17 protein-coding genes and 1 pseudogene are annotated in these 17,888 nt (G+C 33.2%); 10 read left to right on the top strand and 8 right to left on the bottom strand.

The window, feature by feature from the left end; genetic code table 11:
* Positions 1-72 precede the first annotated feature (72 nt).
* A complete protein-coding gene (locus tag CKV65_RS04135) occupies positions 73-1,980 on the bottom strand; it encodes an ABC-F family ATP-binding cassette domain-containing protein (protein WP_027890699.1) in 1,908 nt (635 codons plus the stop codon).
* Between the two features lie 169 nt (positions 1,981-2,149).
* On the opposite strand from CKV65_RS04135, the gene CKV65_RS04130 reads away from it, so the two are divergent.
* Positions 2,150-2,638 carry a prolyl-tRNA synthetase associated domain-containing protein gene (locus CKV65_RS04130; protein ID WP_027890698.1) on the top strand — a complete coding sequence of 163 codons (489 nt, stop codon included), beginning with the start codon at positions 2,150-2,152 and terminating at the stop codon, positions 2,636-2,638.
* Positions 2,639-2,656: 18 nt separating this feature from the next.
* Positions 2,657-3,166: a DNA-deoxyinosine glycosylase gene (locus CKV65_RS04125; protein WP_027890697.1), complete on the top strand. Its 510-nt coding sequence runs from the start codon at positions 2,657-2,659 to the stop codon at positions 3,164-3,166.
* A 213-nt stretch (positions 3,167-3,379) separates the two neighbouring features.
* Here the strand turns inward: CKV65_RS04125 and rlmB are convergent, their stop codons facing one another.
* The 4 genes from rlmB to CKV65_RS04105 form a co-directional block, all read right to left on the bottom strand.
* A complete protein-coding gene (gene rlmB / locus CKV65_RS04120; protein WP_027890696.1) occupies positions 3,380-4,129 on the bottom strand; it encodes a 23S rRNA (guanosine(2251)-2'-O)-methyltransferase RlmB in 750 nt (249 codons plus the stop codon).
* A gap of 192 nt (positions 4,130-4,321) precedes the next feature.
* Complete coding sequence (locus CKV65_RS04115) at positions 4,322-4,747, bottom strand: rhodanese-like domain-containing protein (RefSeq protein ID WP_027890695.1); 426 nt, start codon at positions 4,745-4,747, stop codon at positions 4,322-4,324.
* A gap of 102 nt (positions 4,748-4,849) precedes the next feature.
* The gene (thyX, locus tag CKV65_RS04110) at positions 4,850-5,536 is read right to left on the bottom strand and encodes an FAD-dependent thymidylate synthase (protein ID WP_027890694.1); all 687 of its coding nucleotides are present in this window, start codon (positions 5,534-5,536) and stop codon (positions 4,850-4,852) included.
* A gap of 103 nt (positions 5,537-5,639) precedes the next feature.
* Positions 5,640-6,554 carry an NAD(P)/FAD-dependent oxidoreductase gene (locus CKV65_RS04105; protein WP_027890693.1) on the bottom strand — a complete coding sequence of 305 codons (915 nt, stop codon included), beginning with the start codon at positions 6,552-6,554 and terminating at the stop codon, positions 5,640-5,642.
* A 684-nt stretch (positions 6,555-7,238) separates the two neighbouring features.
* Here CKV65_RS04105 and CKV65_RS04095 point away from each other — a divergent pair.
* The 8 genes and pseudogenes from CKV65_RS04095 to folK all read left to right on the top strand — a co-directional run bounded on the left by CKV65_RS04095 (position 7,239) and on the right by folK (position 15,374).
* Complete coding sequence (locus CKV65_RS04095) at positions 7,239-7,586, top strand: DUF1778 domain-containing protein (protein ID WP_027890445.1); 348 nt, start codon at positions 7,239-7,241, stop codon at positions 7,584-7,586.
* Positions 7,538-8,653 carry a relaxase/mobilization nuclease domain-containing protein gene (locus CKV65_RS04090; RefSeq protein WP_027890446.1) on the top strand — a complete coding sequence of 372 codons (1,116 nt, stop codon included), beginning with the start codon at positions 7,538-7,540 and terminating at the stop codon, positions 8,651-8,653. The genes CKV65_RS04095 and CKV65_RS04090 overlap by 49 nt, the downstream gene beginning before the upstream one ends.
* Before the next feature lie 17 nt (positions 8,654-8,670).
* Positions 8,671-9,537: a DMT family transporter gene (locus tag CKV65_RS04085; RefSeq protein ID WP_036254836.1), complete on the top strand. Its 867-nt coding sequence runs from the start codon at positions 8,671-8,673 to the stop codon at positions 9,535-9,537.
* Positions 9,538-9,670: 133 nt separating this feature from the next.
* Complete coding sequence (gene trpS / locus CKV65_RS04080; protein WP_027890448.1) at positions 9,671-10,759, top strand: tryptophan--tRNA ligase; 1,089 nt, start codon at positions 9,671-9,673, stop codon at positions 10,757-10,759.
* 316 nt (positions 10,760-11,075) lie between these two features.
* Positions 11,076-13,117, top strand: a pseudogene (locus CKV65_RS04075) (OPT family oligopeptide transporter).
* A gap of 121 nt (positions 13,118-13,238) precedes the next feature.
* Complete coding sequence (locus CKV65_RS04070; protein ID WP_027890449.1) at positions 13,239-13,727, top strand: HD domain-containing protein; 489 nt, start codon at positions 13,239-13,241, stop codon at positions 13,725-13,727.
* Positions 13,728-13,737: 10 nt separating this feature from the next.
* Entirely contained in the window at positions 13,738-14,556 is an 819-nt protein-coding gene (folP, locus tag CKV65_RS04065; RefSeq protein ID WP_027890450.1) for a dihydropteroate synthase, read from the top strand.
* The gene (folK, locus tag CKV65_RS04060) at positions 14,553-15,374 is read left to right on the top strand and encodes a 2-amino-4-hydroxy-6-hydroxymethyldihydropteridine diphosphokinase (protein ID WP_036254831.1); all 822 of its coding nucleotides are present in this window, start codon (positions 14,553-14,555) and stop codon (positions 15,372-15,374) included. Before folP ends, folK begins: the two co-directional genes overlap by 4 nt.
* A gap of 51 nt (positions 15,375-15,425) precedes the next feature.
* Here the strand turns inward: folK and CKV65_RS04055 are convergent, their stop codons facing one another.
* From CKV65_RS04055 to def, 3 genes are all read right to left on the bottom strand, one after another.
* The gene (locus CKV65_RS04055) at positions 15,426-16,193 is read right to left on the bottom strand and encodes a DUF116 domain-containing protein (RefSeq protein ID WP_027890452.1); all 768 of its coding nucleotides are present in this window, start codon (positions 16,191-16,193) and stop codon (positions 15,426-15,428) included.
* Positions 16,194-16,250: 57 nt separating this feature from the next.
* Positions 16,251-17,195, bottom strand: a complete 945-nt coding sequence (gene fmt / locus CKV65_RS04050) for a methionyl-tRNA formyltransferase (protein ID WP_027890453.1) — start codon at positions 17,193-17,195, stop codon at positions 16,251-16,253.
* A gap of 63 nt (positions 17,196-17,258) precedes the next feature.
* Positions 17,259-17,717, bottom strand: a complete 459-nt coding sequence (def, locus tag CKV65_RS04045; protein ID WP_027890454.1) for a peptide deformylase — start codon at positions 17,715-17,717, stop codon at positions 17,259-17,261.
* Positions 17,718-17,888 lie beyond the last annotated feature (171 nt).

Raw genomic sequence — 17,888 nt, 5'->3', positions numbered from 1 at the left:
AAGATTATAGATTTTAATCTAATCCTAGTCAATTAAATTTGGTAATTTCTTTAAATTGTATTGATACAATTTTTATTGCATTTGTTCAACTATCTCTTCTAAATAAGCCCAACGTTCCATCAAATAATCTAGTTTTTCTTGTAGACGAGTTTCTTCTTTAGTTAATTCATTGAGTTTGCCATAATCAGAAGCGTTTTGTGTCATTTGCAGTTGAACTACTTTCAATTCGCCTTCTGTTTCAGCTATGATGGCTTCTATTTCATCATATTCGCGTTGTTCTTTAAAAGAAAGTTTTTTCGGTGCATTAGCTTTTTCGCGTGTTTTAGCTGGTTTAACTTCTTTTTTAGGCATGGATTGCTGTGTTTGTACTTGTAAGGCTTGCTGTTCTTGTTCTTCAATGCCTTTATAATAAGAATAGCCACCTGGATATTGACGCAAACTGCCGTCTTTTTGGTATACGAATACCTTATCAGCTAAGCGGTCAATGAAAAAGCGGTCATGCGATACGAAAATGATAGCACCATTGAAATTATCAATGAATTCTTCCAAAATGGACATGGTTTCTAAATCTAAATCGTTAGTGGGTTCATCGAGTAAAAGCACATTTGGCGCACTCATCAAGATGCGCAGTAAATACAAGCGGCGTTTTTCGCCACCAGATAATTTAGCGATTGGCGTCCATTGCAATGTACCAGGGAAAAGAAATCTTTCCATGAGTTGTGAAGCACTTAATTTTGTGCCATCAGCTAGGGTTAAATAATTGGCTTCTTCTTTTATATATTCAATAGGGCGCAATCTTTCATCCATAGCGATATTTTTTTGTGTGAAATAGCCGATTTTCACGGTTTGACCGATTGTGACAGTGCCGGAAGTTGGCGCAAGTTTGCCGGCAATTATATTTAATAATGTTGTTTTGCCTGAGCCGTTCGGTCCTAAAATGCCGATGCGGTCATTGCGTAATACGGTATAAGTGAAATCTTTGACGATGGTTTTATCATCTACAGCATAATTTACATTTTCCAGTTCAATGACTGTACGTCCTAAACGAGATGTAGCCATGCCGATTTCTATTTTACTATGGTCGATATTCACCTTTTGGTTTTTTACTTCCTCAAAGCGCTGAATACGAGCACGTTGTTTTGTAGAACGAGCCTGTGCACCACGTCTAATCCATTTTAATTCATTGCGCAAAAAGTTTTGTCGTTTCTGTTCAGAAGCTTCTTCGCGTTCTAAACGCTGATTTTTTAATTCGAGAAATTGCGTATAATTGCCCGTGTAAATATATGAATTACCTTTATCGAGTTCTAAAATCTTTGTAGCTACTGAATCGAGAAAATAGCGGTCATGTGTGACCATGATTAAAGCCGTTTTCAATTTGCGTAGATATTCTTCCAGCCAAGCAATCGTTTCACTATCTAAATGGTTTGTCGGTTCGTCTAAGAGGAGTAAATCACATGGTTGTATTAATGCTGTAGCGAGTGCCAATCTTTTTTGTTGTCCGCCGGAAAGCGTCTTTGTCTTGGCACTAAAATCCATTATACCGAGTTTTGTCAAAATAGTTTTAGCATCGCTTTCCAGTTGCCAGCCGTTTAATTCATCGATTTTACTGCTCAAAGTGATTATCTTTTTTTGTAAATCTATATCTTGAGGATTTTTTTGACTGGCTTGCAGTGCAAGTTCATAATCATAAAGAGCGCGCATTAATGGCTGAGTACCTTTAAATACTTCCATTAAAACGGTATGTTCTGGCTCAAATACTTTATCTTGTTCAAGATAAGATATTTTTGTATTTTTGCCAGTCGTTATAGTGCCACTGTCTTTTGGTACAATGCCAGCAATGACCTTAATAAAAGTGGATTTACCTGTGCCGTTAACACCTACAATCCCAACTTTATCGCCGTCTGATAAGCTGAAATTTACATTATTGAATAAAACTTTTTCTCCATACGTTTTACAGAGATTTTCTATAGTTAAAATCATTAAAAACACACCTTTAAATAATATAAAAATACAATTATATTATTATATCATAAAAATATATAACGCAGAATATCTTGCATTAGCAGAATAGTAAACTGATTGAGAGATTGAATAAAAGATTAATTAATTTGGTATAATATTTTAAATGAGATTAGAAAGGGGCATTTTTATGAATGAACAAATTCAAGCTATTATCGATTTATTGCAAGCAAAAAATATTGATTATTCTATGATAGAACACATTCCTGTATACACGATTGATGAGATATTAGCACTTGATTTACCAGAAGCGAATTTAATTGCTAAAAATTTATTTATACGCGATGATAAAAAGAAAAATTATTATATTATTGTTGTAGCACAGGATAAAAAAGTTAATTTAAAAGCGTTGAAAGAAAAAATAAATTCAAGACCGCTCGGCTTTGTTTCCGAAAAAGATATGTGGAATATCTTAAAGTTGACAAAAGGAGCAGTAACACCGTTTGGCATTTTGAATGATGAAAATTGTATCGTAAAAGTCGTGATAGATAAGGTTTTTGAAAATACGAATATAGCTGTTCATCCAAATAGTAATACAGCGTCTGTTTGGCTTAAAACAACAGATTTAGTATCAATCATAAAGGAACATGGCAATTTGGTTGAATTCATGGATATATAATTAATTTGAGGTGATTTTATGGAAAGATGTGTAGGTTTTGCACCTTCCGTTGATGAAAATTGTACAACTTTGATATTGGGTTCTATGCCGAGTGTGAAATCGTTAGAACAAAATCAATATTACGCTCATCCGCAAAATAGATTTTGGAAGCTAATGGCAATTTTTTTCAATGATGGTGTTATACCTTCGATATATGAACGGCGCTTGCAAATGCTCAGAGAAAATCATATTGCACTTTGGGATTCCATTGATTCATGTGTGCGTGAAGGCAGTTTGGACAGTGCTATTTGTGATGAAGTAGCAAATGATTTCACTGCTTTTTTAGAAAAATATCCGAATATCGTGCGAATTTGTTTTAATGGCGGTAAATCATTTCAGTGTTTTAAAAAGTACAATAAAGAAGTATTGAAAAATCCTAAGATACAATTTTTTAAATTGCCATCTACGAGTCCTGCAAATGCACGCTTTCGCTTAGCAGATTTACAAGAAAAATGGCAAGAAGCATTGCAAGAACATATTGCTAAATAAAAATAAAAAATAGCCATAAACTGAAATAGTAGCAGTTATGGATATTTTTATATTGTAAGTTAAATTTTTATTGGTAATATAAAATTTGATTTTTTATATTATAGACTTTTGATGGTGTAAAATTAATGAAGTTTATGCAAATAATACGTTAAATTTATATAAAATGATGATAGTAAATAAAAGGCAATAGAATTATATCTATTGCCTTAAAAATTATTTTTGTAAAGTGCGTTGTTTTAATATTTCATAAGCTAAAATAGCTGCTGCATTAGAAGCGTTTAGAGAATTTACTTTGCCGCGCATTGGGATATTTACGATGAAATCGCAAGCTTCTTTTGTAAGACGGCTTATGCCTCTGCCTTCGCTACCGATGACGAGAACGATAGGACCAGTCAAATTAGCTTCGTAATAAGTTTCTTTGCCGTCCATATCAGCACCAGCAACCCAAAGTCCTTGTTTTTTTAATTCATCTAAAGTCTGTACTACATTGCCGATACGAGCAACAGGAACGTATTCCAATGCACCAGCAGAAGTTTTTGCAACAACAGAAGATAATGGGCAACTGCGATGTTTAGGAATTAAAATACCATGAGCGCCAACAGCATCAGCCGTACGCAAAATAGCGCCAAGATTATGTGGGTCTTCTAATTCATCTAATAAGATGATGAATGGGTCTTCGTTGCGGTCTTTAGCTAAATTTAAAATATCTTCAAGTTCTACATAATCAACAGGAGCAGCATATGCCACAATACCTTGATGGCGTTGACCTGCGCAAAGGGCATCTAATTTATCGCTAGAAATGCTTTGTAAAATCAAATGGCGTTCTTTAGCTAAGTTGATGATTTCTGAAATTGAACCACCATGAGAACCTTCAGCAATCAAAATGCGATTGATGGAACGACCGCTCTTAATAGCTTCGCGCACAGCATTTCTACCTAATAAGATATCTTCACTTAATTCCATTTTTTTAGGTCTTACCGGTTTATTTACAGGTGCTTTTCGAGTTGAACGAGTTTTAGTAGACATTTTATTTTTAGGTTTATTTTTTGTAGGACGCATTTAATTTCTCCTTTTAAATTATTTATTGATACTGATAAAAGAAAACTACATCACATAAATTTGCATTTTATGCAATGTAGCAATATAATTTTCGAGTTATTTTACAACTTCATATGGCCAATTCATAATACCGCCGATATCACAAATATTAGTATATCCAAGAGCTACTAATTTATCAGAAGCTTGTTTACTGCGTTTACCGCTGCGGCAATAAACTAAAATAGTTTGGTCTTTGTCAGGTAAAATAGCAGTTACTTGAGGATTATCAGATGTGATTGTTTCATTTGGCAATGATACAGCATTTGGTATATGACCGCTATTGTATTCATCTAATGAACGAACATCAATGATGATACAGTTGGAAGTTTCATCATCCATAATAGCTTTAGCTTGTTCTGGTGTGATTTTTGTATAAGCTGAATGATTTTCCACACTGATTGGATTATCAGTAGCTTCAACCATAGGATTAGCATAAAAGCCTAAAAAGCCCAACATAACGAATACAGCCAAGATAATTTTCATGAAAATTCCTCCTTTAGCATTTAACTATCACGTTGATGCAAATACATTTCTTATTCTATATTATATAACAAACAATTAAATACCTGCTAGAGGATTGAAAAATTATTTTTCGCGTAATTTAAGCATTTCTTGAAGTTTTCCACAAGTCATAGCGCCTTCTGGGCAACGACCAGTGCGAACGCAAGAAGCACCAGCATTTTTAAATAATAATGGTGCAACTTTTTTCACTTCAGCTAACATTAAATAAGCCATTTCGCGAATTTCCCATTGAGCGCGATTGCAGCAGCGAAGTGAAAAGAAATTCAATAAAGAACGAGCATTAAACGTTGCTAAAATTTTTGTTTCAGTAGCATTAGCCAGAACGTAACGAGCATCTTCTTTAGGAATGTTCATATTTGCAAGTTCATCATAAGTCTTGCGGATTGTATCCATTAAAGAAGTAAATTTCTCCTTAGCTTGAGGATTTTGAGCAATAGAAGGAGGTAAAATATATTCAAAATCATGTTCACTGACATAACGTTGGGATTGTTGAGAATATGATGCAATACGATGACGTACTAATTGATGACTGAGTACGCGAGAAATACCTTCAATAGCAAAAGTAAAAGTAACATGTTCCATCGTAGAAGCATGACCCATACTGATGATTTTTTGAACGAGTTTTTCAACCTGTTCATCAGTCATCTTTTCCTCGAGTTCTTCTGCTCCACAAGGAGAATAACAGAGACGCGCAGCCATTGCTACCGTTTTTTCTGGTTGTTCAGTATGCTTTATAAGTTTAACTTTAATCAAGAAACTCTCTCCCTATAATATTAATCTTAACTAAATCTATATTATACCAAAAGATATAAAAAGTGCATAGAATAAAATCCATGCACTCAATAATAGTAAATTATTCATTTAAATAATCTGTAACAGATTTTACCGCATTAGCACCATCAGAAGCAGCCGTTATTACTTGGCGCAAGCCCTTAGTGCGCAAGTCACCAGCTACGAAAAATCCAGGAGCATTAGTAATGCCCGTTTCATCCGCAATGACATAACCTGCTTCATCTTTAGCTACAAAATCTGGCACTAATTGATTATTTGGTATCGTACCTACTGCCACAAAAATTCCATCAACAGGAATGTCTTTAGTAGTATTTGTCGCCTTAAATTCAATTTCTAAAGATGTAACTTTTTTATCGCCTTTAATAGTCTTAGGAACAGCTGATTTTATAAATTCTACATTAGGCAAAGCGAAAATCTTTTCTTGCGATTTTTTATCACCACGAAGTTCATCTCTGCGATGAATTAAATAAACCTTTTGGCAGATTTTCGCTAAAAATAATACATCTTCTAAAGCTGTATTACCACCACCGATAACAGCAGTTGTTTTATTGCGATAAAATGCACCATCACAAGTTGCACAATAGTACACGCCACGGCTTAAAAATTGCGCTTCACCAGGAATATTTAAAGTACGAGGATTAGCACCAGTTGCCAGTATTACTGTTTTAGTAAGAATATCATCTTGTTCATCAATTTTGATAGTAAAAGACATATCATCATTTTTTTCAATAGCAGTAACAGTAGCTTCCTTTATAGTTGCTCCGAGTTTTTCCGCATGTTCTTGTAATGCCATAGAAAATGAAGCTCCATCAATATTTGGAATACCAGGATAATTATCTAAATCATTTGTAGTAACAATTTGACCGCCACTATAACCAGCTTTTTCCAAAACTACATAATCAAGAGCCGCACGAGAAGCATAAATAGCAGCAGCCAGTCCAGCAGGACCACTACCAATAATAACAGTATCTAACATAAAATCACCTCGAATATATATTATAAATTAATAATCATTCTTTATTACTTAAATTATATCCCACCAAAAACAAAAAGTCCACAAAAAAACTTTCCCATCAAACATAGTAAAAAAACATTGAACAAACAAAAATAATCCCGTATCATATAAATAAAAAGAAAAAATTTCTTTGGATATATACAAGATAGCAAGATAGCAAGATAGCAAGATAGCAAGATAGCAAGATAGCAAGATAGCAAGATAGCAAGATAGCAAGATAGCAAGATAGCAAGATAGCAAGATAGCAAGATAGCAAGATAGCAAGATAGCAAGATAGCAAGATAGCAAGATAGCAAGATAGCAAGATAGCAAGATAGCATAGCAAGATAGCAAGATAGCAAGATAGCAAGATAGCAAGATAGCAAGATAGCAAGATAGCAAGATAGCAAGATAGCAAGATAGCAAGATAGCAAGATAGCAAGATAGCAAGATAGCAAGATAGCAAGATAGCAAGATAGCAAGATAGCAAGATAGCAAGATAGCAAGATAGCAAGATAGCAAGATAGCAAGATAGCAAGATAGCAAGATAGCAAGATAGCAAGATAGCAAGATAGCAAGCTTAGCTAATGTCTAGAAAATGAAATTAAAATGATAAAAAATTAATAGTGAGAAAAAAGAATCTAATAACAAGGAGAGAACAACAAAATGAAAACAGAACAAGAAAAAAATAAAAAAACCAAAAGACTTCAACTAAATATACGCCTAACACCACAGCAAAATGAATATATAAATAAACGCCTAAAAGAAACACAAAAAAATAAAACACAATTTGTCCTAGATTGTATAAACGAAAATCCAATATATATACTGCCCCATCTAGAACAAACCATCTCACAAATAAAATATTTAGGAAACAAAACAAATGAACTTTCACAAAGACTAGACCAGTCAAACGAAGAAAATAAAAAATTAATCCAAGAACTACAAAAAGGATGTGATGAATTTTGGCGATTATTAAAATTACTAAAGCAGGAAAAACCAAAGCAAGTCTAAAAACAGCACTATATTATATCAGCGAACCCCAGAAAATAACATTATCAAATGGTGAGGTATTGTTATCGACATTAAATTGTTGGGGCACCATACAAAACATCTATGAAACAATGATATCCACAAAAGAAATGTACAGAAAAGCAACAGATAATAAAAATAGTGAAATGTACAAACATTTTCAACAATCATTTAAACCAAACGAATTAACTCCCCAACTAGCACATAAAATAGGAATAAAATGGGCAGACCAAAACTTCGGTAAACAAGGCTTTGAAATATGTATCTGTACGCACATAGATAAAGAACACATTCACAATCATTTTATTATAAATTCAGTAAATCCCATAACAGGTAAAACCATAGTCATAAATGCAAACAAAACATTAGAGCAATTAAAATTCAGTTCAGATGAAATATGTCGCGAATATGGATTATCAGTAATTGATAGAAATTACTATGTACCAGAAAAAACACAAGCTATTTACAGTATGAAGAAAAAATACAGTATAGAAAGAGAAACCTTTAAAACGAATAGCTGGCAAAATGAAATCCATGAAATCATAAAAGAAGCAATCATAAAATCCCAAGGAAAAAACTTTGAATTTTTTTGCCAATATTTAAAACAGAAGAAAATCATAGTTGACTATAAGCGGTTAAATAATGATTTAATCTTTCAAGATGAAACAACAGGCTATAAAACAAGTGATAAAACCTTAGAAAAAACATTTCCAACACAAGGATATTTTCTACGCTTGAATATAGAAAAATTAGTGGGTAAAATACCAGATTATCAATTAGAAATTGCAGAAATTTTATCACCACAAAAACAAGGATTTTATAAATTAATAGAGAATTTATTAGAAGTTATAGATAGCAATCGCTTTATTGAAACGAAAGAAGATTTTTATAAAGCAATGGAAAAAGATGGTTGGGAGATTTTAAATACATTAACAGGAAAATGTTTTTGTCATAAAAATACAGGCCGTTTATTTTACGATAGCACTATTTATAAAATCACGAAAAAGCATGAATATTGCTTAAATTATTTAGAGCAAAATTTGAACTAAGAGAGGATGTTTATGAAGTGAATACAGCAATAAAAGGACATTTATTAGCAATATTTACTGTTATTTGTTGGGGAACAACATTTATATCTACTAAAATTTTATTGACAGATTTTTCGCCGATTGAAATTTTAGTGACTAGATTTGTCATAGGTCTTACCATATTATATATAATACGCCCACACGTTTTGAAGTTAAGACATGAAGAACATCGCTTATATTTGTTTATAGCAGCACTTTCAGGTATCACACTTTATTATTTAATGGAAAATATAGCACTTACGTATACGTATGCTTCTAATGTAGGAATTATAACATCAACAGCACCGTTTTTTGCTGCAATTTTAGCTAGATTTACGATAAAAAACAGTCATTTATCAGGACCATTCTTCGTTGGTTTTATATTATCTATGATAGGTGTTTTCTTGATAAGTGTAGAAGATGGCGGATTTAATTTCAATTTAAAAGGTGATTTATTAGCACTCGGCGCAGCTGTTTTATGGGCTGTTTATGCTGTAGTTTTAAAGAAAATATGTACATTTGGATATGATTTAATCACGGTTACACGCGAAATTTTTCTTTACGGCATAGTTTTGATGATACCTCCGATAATTTTCATGGGGTTTGACATTGACTTAATCAATTTAACTAAACCAATAAATTTAATAAATATGCTATATTTGGGAATTGGTGCTTCTGCATTATGCTTTTTGACTTGGAATTTTGCAACGAAATTCTTAGGCATAGTAAAAACTACAGTTTACATTTATGTTATTCCTGTAATTACAGTGATTACAGCATATTTTATTTTAAGTGAACCAATAACATTGCCAAAATTATTCGGCATTGTCTTTGCTATAGCAGGACTAGTGATTTCACAGAAATAATTTGCATTAAGTCTATGGGTTTTGACATTTGCTATGGGATTTGAGAAAATAGTATTGTTTGATAATAAATATCTATTGGCAAATAGTCTTGTCATAATGATAGAGTTTTATAAATTTGGAGGTATATATTTTTATGGGTAAAATCATTTTAACAGGCGATAGACCAACTGGTCGTTTACATATCGGGCATTATGTTGGTTCTTTAAAAGGTCGTGTAGAATTGCAAAATTCTGGTGAATTTGAAAAAGTATTCATCATGATAGCAGATGCACAGGCACTTACAGATAATGCAGATAATCCAGAAAAAGTCCGTCAGAATGTATTAGAAGTTGCACTTGATTATTTGGCATGTGGTCTTGACCCGAAGAAATCGACAATTTTTGTTCAATCACAGATACCACAGCTTTGTGAATTGACTTGCTATTATATGAACCTCGTTACTGTATCAAGATTACAACGCAATCCTACAGTAAAATCAGAAATTCAACAGCGTAATTTTGAAGCTAGTATTCCAGTTGGATTTTTTGCTTATCCAATCAGTCAGGCTTCTGATATCACAGCATTTAAAGCAACTACTGTTCCTGTAGGTGAAGACCAAGAACCAATGCTTGAACAAACTCGTGAAATCGTGCGCCGTTTTAATATGATTTACAATACAGATACTTTAGTTGAGCCAGAAATTCTCTTGCCTAAAAATAAAGCATGCTTGCGTTTACCTGGTACTGATGGCAAAGCTAAGATGAGTAAATCTTTAGGAAACTGCATTTATTTATCTGATGAACCAGATGTTATTAAACAGAAAATAATGAACATGTATACAGACCCTAACCATATAAAAGTATCTGACCCAGGTCAAATTGAAGGAAATACAGTATTTACGTATTTAGATGCTTTCTGCAAAGATGAAGATTTTACTAAATATTTGCCTGACTATGCTAATTTAGATGAATTAAAAGCACATTATCAGCGCGGTGGCTTGGGTGATGTAAAAGTTAAGAAATTTCTCAACGCTATATTACAGGAAGAATTAGAACCTATTAGAAATCGTCGTAAAGAATATCAAAAAGATATTGCTTCTGTATATAAGATGCTTAAAGATGGTTGCGATGTAGCAAGAGAAACAGCAGCTAAAACTTTGCATGAAGTAAAAGATGCTATGAAAATAAATTATTTTGATGATGTAGAATTATTAAATCAACAAATTAATAAATATAAAGATTAAGATGAGAGGCTTTACATGTATATGCTAATGTAAAGCCTTTTATATTTTGAATTTTAATAGCATGAAAATTAAAATAATTTACAATGAAGGTATATTTTTTAATGTACAATGAATAAATATATGTTTTTTGATAATGGATTTTTTTGTAAAATCTGTATTATATATTTTATTGTTAAAGATTAATATTGTGCAAGATAACAATATTTATGCAATATATGTTTAATTAATTATGTATTTATTGTGTATTTAGTCTTGCACTTTGTGCAATAGTATTATACAATTAGGTTTGAATTTATTTGTAAAGGAGATTTCATTGATGAAAGAGCATGATTTCATGAGTCATGAATTGAAGCTGCCTGAACTTACTATACGTGGTATGATTTTAGGTTTACTTATAACAATCGTATTCACAGCTTCAAATGTGTATCTGGGATTGAAAGTTGGTCTTACATTTTCATCTGCTATTCCAGCTGCAATAATTTCCATGGCAATTTTGCGTATGTTCAAAGATTCCAATATTTTGGAAAATAACCTCGTACAGACGCAAGCTTCAGCAGCTGGTACTTTATCTGCTGTAATTTTCATTATTCCTGGTCTTTTAATGATTGGTTATTGGCAAGGATTTCAATTTTGGCAAACTTTAATGATTTGTGCTTGCGGTGGTTGCTTGGGTGTACTTTTCACTATTCCACTTCGTCGTGCTATGGTAGTTAATACAGATTTACCATATCCAGAAGGTCGTGCAGCTGCTGAAATTTTAAAAGTTGGCAGTGCAACTTCTAACGGAAAATCTGGTGTTAGCGGTATTAGAGACATCTTAAGTGGTGGTATTATTGCTGCACTTATCAATTTATTTTCCAGTGGATTTGGTTATCTTTCTGGTTCAATGCTTACTTATTTTAGTGTTGGTAAACAAGCTGTTACACTTTTACCTCTCGGTTTTTCTCCAGCACTTTTAGGAGCAGGATATTTAATCGGTCTTGCAAGTGGTATTGCAATGCTTGTCGGCATGATTGCTGCTTGGTGTGGTTTTGTTCCTTATTTAATGTCTATAGCTAATATTCCAGTAGGTACTGAACTTTCTGATGCAGCTCAGAGTATTTGGTCTGCAAAAGTTCGTTTTATGGGTGCTGGCACAATGGGTATTGCAGCTATATGGACTTTACTTACTTTGATGAGACCAATTATAGATGGTATTAAAATGTCTATTAAAGCCGTATCCGATGGTGGTAAAGTAAATGACAATTTACATCGTATGGATACAGATATGACACCAAAAAGTATTGGTATCGTATTCTTATTGGTTATCATCGGTTTAGTAACAGTATTTTACTCTTTCTTATCTGATGGTCATTTATCTACTGGTACTATGTGGTTATATATCATCGTTGGTATTTTATAGCTGTTGCTATGGGCTTCTTTGTAGCGGCTGCTTGTGGTTATATGGCAGGTCTTATCGGTACATCTTCTAGCCCTATTTCTGGTATCGGTATTTTAGGTATTATTGTTTCTTCTATTGTAGTTCTTGCACTTGGTGATTATGCTAATTTGTTTGCAACTTCTGAAGGAACTTTATTTGCTACAGCATTTGCTATTTTTATCACTAGTGTTATTACTAGTATTGCAGCAATTTCTAATGATAATTTACAGGATTTAAAAACTGGTTTACTCGTTGGCGCAACTCCTTGGAAACAACAGGTTGCTCTTTTAATCGGTTGTATCGCTGGTGCTGTTGCTATTGCTCCAGTATTAAACCTTCTTTTTGAAGCATATGGTTTCCCTGGTGCATTCCCTCGTGAAGGCATGGATGAAAGCCAGGCTTTATCTGCTCCTCAGGCAACACTTATGACTACTATTGCTAGAGGTATTTTCAGCAGTAATATGGATTGGTCATTTATTTTCTATGGTGTTATTTTTGGTGTTATCATCATTATTATTGATGTTCTCTTAAAGAAAAATACAAAGAAATACAGTTTACCACCTCTTGCTGTTGGTATGGGTATTTATCTTCCACCAGAACTTGAAATGCCACTCGTTTTTGGTGCAGTAATCGCTTATTTAATTCATGCATATTTGAAAAAACGTGCAGCTGTTCGCAGCCCACAGGATATTGAAGGCGATGTAGAAAATTGCAATCGCCATGGCGTATTATTCGCTTCTGGTTTGATTGTTGGTGAGTCCTTAATGGGCGTTATCATGGCAGCTATTATCGTTATTTCTGTAACATCTGGCGGGGATGAATCACCACTTCGCATGGTTGATGCAAGTTTTGGTGGTACAGCTGAATGGCTTGGCTTAGTAGTAAATATCTTACTTATGATAGAATTTGCACGCCGTGTTATAACAGCTAAAAAATAATAAATAAGATAAATAATATAAAAAACGGTTCTTGTTTGTTGGCAAGAGCCGTTTTTTTATTGTGTAGATAACGCTTTTCTTTTATAATTTATGATATAGATTTTTGAAAGGCTTTAAGCGTATGAAAAAAGATTACAGGAATAAAATTTTACATCATGAAGTTTTTAAAAGATGTTGTGAAGAGATAGAGAAAGAAGAGCGCAATAGGATTTTTTGCAAACATGATATAAATCATTTATTAGATGTAGCGCGATTAATGATGATTTTAAATGTTAAGGAAGATTTAAATATAGATGAAGAGATAATTTATGCGACGGCATTACTTCATGATACGGGTAGGCATTTACAATATCGATTTGGTATTGGGCATGAGATATCAAGCTTTTTTATAGCAACAGAAATTTTGCGAGACTTTAATTTTAATAAGAAGGAAAAGTGCAAGATTTTAAATGCTATTTTAAATCATAGAGATAAAAGGGTAAGCAAAGAAAAGAATTTAAATGGTTTATTATATAGGGCTGATAAGATGAGTAGGGCTTGTTTTTGTTGTAAGGCAGAAAAATTGTGTAATTGGCCAGATAATAAAAAGAATTTATCTATGAAATATTGAGGAGGCTAAAATGCAGATTGGTAAAAAATTTTTTGATGTAAAAAATCGTACTTATATTATGGGAATTTTGAATGTAACACCTGATTCATTTTCTGATGGTGGAAGATTTAATTCTTTAGATAAAGCTTTATTTCATGCTGAAGAAATGGTAAATGAAGGCGTTGATATTATTGATGTTGGCGGGGAGTCGACTCGCCCTGGTTATACGCTTTTGAGCGATGAAGAAGAAATAAATCGCGTTTCAACAGTTATTGAAACGCTAAAACAAAATTTTGATGTGCCGATATCACTTGATACGTATAAAAGTAAAGTTGTTAAGGCGGGGATAAAAGCAGGTGCAGATTTAATCAACGATATTTGGGGTTTAAAATATGATGAAGCTTTGGCAAGTGTCATCGCAGAAAATAATGTCAGTTGTTGCTTAATGCACAATCGTAATGGTACAGAGTATAAAGATTTTTTAAATAATGTAGTCGATGAAATGAAAGAAAGTTTAAATATAGCTAAAAATGCTGGTATTAAAGATGAAAAAATAATCTTAGACCCAGGAATTGGATTTGGTAAGACGTATGAACAAAATTTAATCATGCTAAATAATTTAAGTGCTTTAAATAAACTTGGTTATCCACTTCTTTTAGGCGCGTCACGAAAATCTGTAATAGGAAATACGCTTAATTTGCCGACTGATGAACGATTAGAAGGAACACTTGTAACATCGGTTTTGGCTGTTATGAATAACTATGCTTTTGTGCGAGTGCATGATGTAAAGGCAAATTTACGAGCAGTAAAAATGGCATTGGCGATAAGAAATAGCGGAGGTGAAAAATGATGGACATTATTAGAATTAGTGAATTGGAAATATACGCTTATCATGGCGTTTATGTTGAAGAAAAGGAAAAAGGACAATTCTTCTATGTAAATGCGGATTTATTTGTTGATACACGCAAAGCAGGCATGACAGATGAACTGGATTATTCGACAAATTATGGAACTGTCTGTGAATTTATCGCTGATTTTATGAAAAATAATACGTATAATTTGATTGAAACAGCGGCAGAACAAATGGCGCAGGCAATTTTGTTAAAATTTAAATTAGTCAAGAGTATTGTATTAGAAATTCGCAAACCATCTGCGCCGATTGCTTTAGAGTTTGGTTCTGTTTCAGTGGAAATTGTGCGCGGTTGGCATGAAGCGTATATAGCATTTGGTTCTAATTTGGGAGATAGGGAAAAATATATAGATGATGCACTAGAAGCTATAGGCAATTTACCGCAAATTGAAATAGAAGCGATATCGGATAAAATCGCAACTAAACCTTATGGCGGAGTTGAGCAAGATGATTTTCTAAATGGTGTAATAAAAGTGAAGACGTTGTTACCACCAGAAGAATTGCTGCAGATTTTGCAGCAGATTGAATTGCATGCAGGCAGAACGAGAGAAATTCATTGGGGACCGAGAACGCTTGATTTGGATATTTTATTTTACGATGATGAAATCATAGAGAGTGAGAATTTAATAGTTCCGCATCCTGATATGAAAAATCGCAATTTTGTATTAAAACCATTGATGCAGATTGCACCGTATAAAGTACACCCTGTTTATCATAAGACAATAAAAGATATGTATGAAGAATTACAGTCAAAATAAAAATAAAACGGCATAGTATTTAGCTATGTCGTTTTATTTTGGAATGGGATATTATTTTATAAATTGTTTTATGGTTTCTTCAACTAATTTTAAGTCTACAGTCGTATTATAACATGGGCCATTTGGTCGGATGTTTAAAACACCAGCAGCGGGTAGAGGGTATACATCTTGAATACCGCTGGTTAAATCGCGTTCGCAAGCGATGGCAAGAACCATTTTAGGACGAAGTTCTTTCGCTATTTTGCGAGCAAGCGTGCCACCAGTAGCTACACGAAAATGAAAACCGAGGCGTTCAGACATCGTGATTAAAGGCCCGATAGTACATTGATTACAGCGTTTACAATTGTTTATGTTATGTGTGATTTTATGTGGGCAAGATGCTAATTGCAAACAGTGCGGAGAAATAACAAGCAAATCACTTGCGTTAACTTTTATTTTGCGATGAGTTAAGATATAGTTATTTAGCGCAATAAAAGAACGCTCTATTTCGCGACGGGATATATTGAATATTTTTCCCCAGAGGATAATCAAAGGAAATATAGTATTTATGAAGTTAAATATATATTTATCTAGAAATGAAAATATCGTGATATTTGCCAAGTTAAATAACATATTCATGATGAATAGAAAACTCATCAAAAACAATAGTGTAGCAATAGCTATTAAAACATCTGTTACAATTAGTAGGTTTAATGCAATAAGACGAGGATAACAGAGCCAGATAATAAAGGAAATTAAGATTATTATACTGGCAGTGCTTAAAGCAGATAATTTTATGAAAAGGCTTTTTTTTGTAGTTTTTAAAATATCTGTGTTCATTAGAATACCTCTATATAAATAAAGCGAAAACAGTTTAACCATTTTCGCTAAATAAATTTAAATGAAAGAAACATCAGAAGAGAGTTCTTGACGATGACCGTTTATATAAGAACTTGCTGGCATTTTGGCTTTATTTGGTGGTTGAATTTGTAAAAGTTCAATTGCACCATTACCAGTAGCTACAATTATGCCTTTTTTAGTTAAATCAATAATTTGTCCAGGTGTTTTACCTGTAGTATCAGTATCGATTATTTTTGTCTGCCAGATTTTAAATTTCTTGCCGTTTAAAGTCGTGTAAGCGATTGGCCAAGAATTTAAACCGCGAACAAGGTCATGAATTTCTTGCGCGGATTTTGTCCAATCAATACGGCAGTTATCATTATTGAGCATTTTAGCATAGCAAGATAGGCTATCATCTTGTTTTTCACGAGAAACTGTACCATTTTCAATAGACTGGATTGTTTCAATCAATAAATCTGCACCTTGCATCATCAATGCATCATGTAATTGAGCAGTAGTCATTTCAGGTGTAATGACTGTCTTTGCTTTTAAAATCATGTCGCCTGTGTCGAGTCCAGCGTCCATATACATAGTAGTAACACCAGTTTCTGTATCTCCACCGATGATTGACCAGTGAATAGGTGCGGCACCGCGCCAACGTGGCAATAATGAAGCATGAACATTAATACAGCCAAATTTTGGAATATCAAGTATTTCTTGTGATAATATTTGACCGAAAGCAACAACGATGATTAAATCTGGTTGCATTTGGCGAAGTTTTTCTGTAAATTCAGCTGTTTTTATCTTTTCTGGTTGATAAACAGGCAGATTATGTTCTTCAGCGTAGACTTTTACTGGGGATTTGGCAAGGTGTTGACCGCGTCCTTTTGGTCTATCAGGCTGAGTGATTACAGCTGTTACATTATAGTTTTGATGTAATTTATCAAGGCAAGGTACAGCAAAATCTGGTGTACCCATGAAAATTATATTGTTAATTTGCATAAAGTTTATACCTCACAATATTGTTAAACGAGTTTGTAATTTAAATCAATTAAACTAAAGATATTATTTAGTAACTTTACGTAAGTTTGTAGCAATATCAATAAAAAGACGACCGTGTAAATGGTCAATTTCGTGTTGCAAGCAACGAGCAAGTAAACCTGTTGCTGTAATGCGATGACGTTTGCCTTGGCGGTTTAAATATTTTACGCTCACTTTAGCGGCACGTTTTACATCACCATAGATTTGTGGAACACTGAGGCAACCTTCAGCGTCTGTTTCTTCGCCTTCCATACGAATAATTTCTGGATTTACGAGTTCTAATAACCCTTCGCCAACATCGATTACTACTACTTGAATTGATTCACCAACTTGAGGAGCAGCAAGTCCTACGCCGTCTGCTTTATACATGGTTTCTGCCATATCATCAAGCAATGTACGGATTTTTTTATCAATTCTTTCTACTGGCGCAGCTTCTTGTTTTAATACAACATCGCCAGCTTTTTTTATATCTAAAATAGCCATTAAAAATTACCTCCATTAATTCAATAAATAAATTTTAGCATAATTATTAGTAAAATCAAAGATTTTGTTAAGATGATGTTTTAATGATAATTATTTTGTTGATTTTTTTGTCTATAGATTATTTATAGTTATGAATTTTGATGAATATAGCTAAAATAATATGGTATAATT

Origin of the sequence: Megamonas hypermegale (genome assembly GCF_900187035.1) — a bacterium.
In the GTDB taxonomy this organism is placed as follows: domain Bacteria; phylum Bacillota; class Negativicutes; order Selenomonadales; family Selenomonadaceae; genus Megamonas; species Megamonas hypermegale.
Note: the sequence above shows the minus strand (reverse complement) of the source record. Positions and strands in the feature narration are given on the sequence as shown.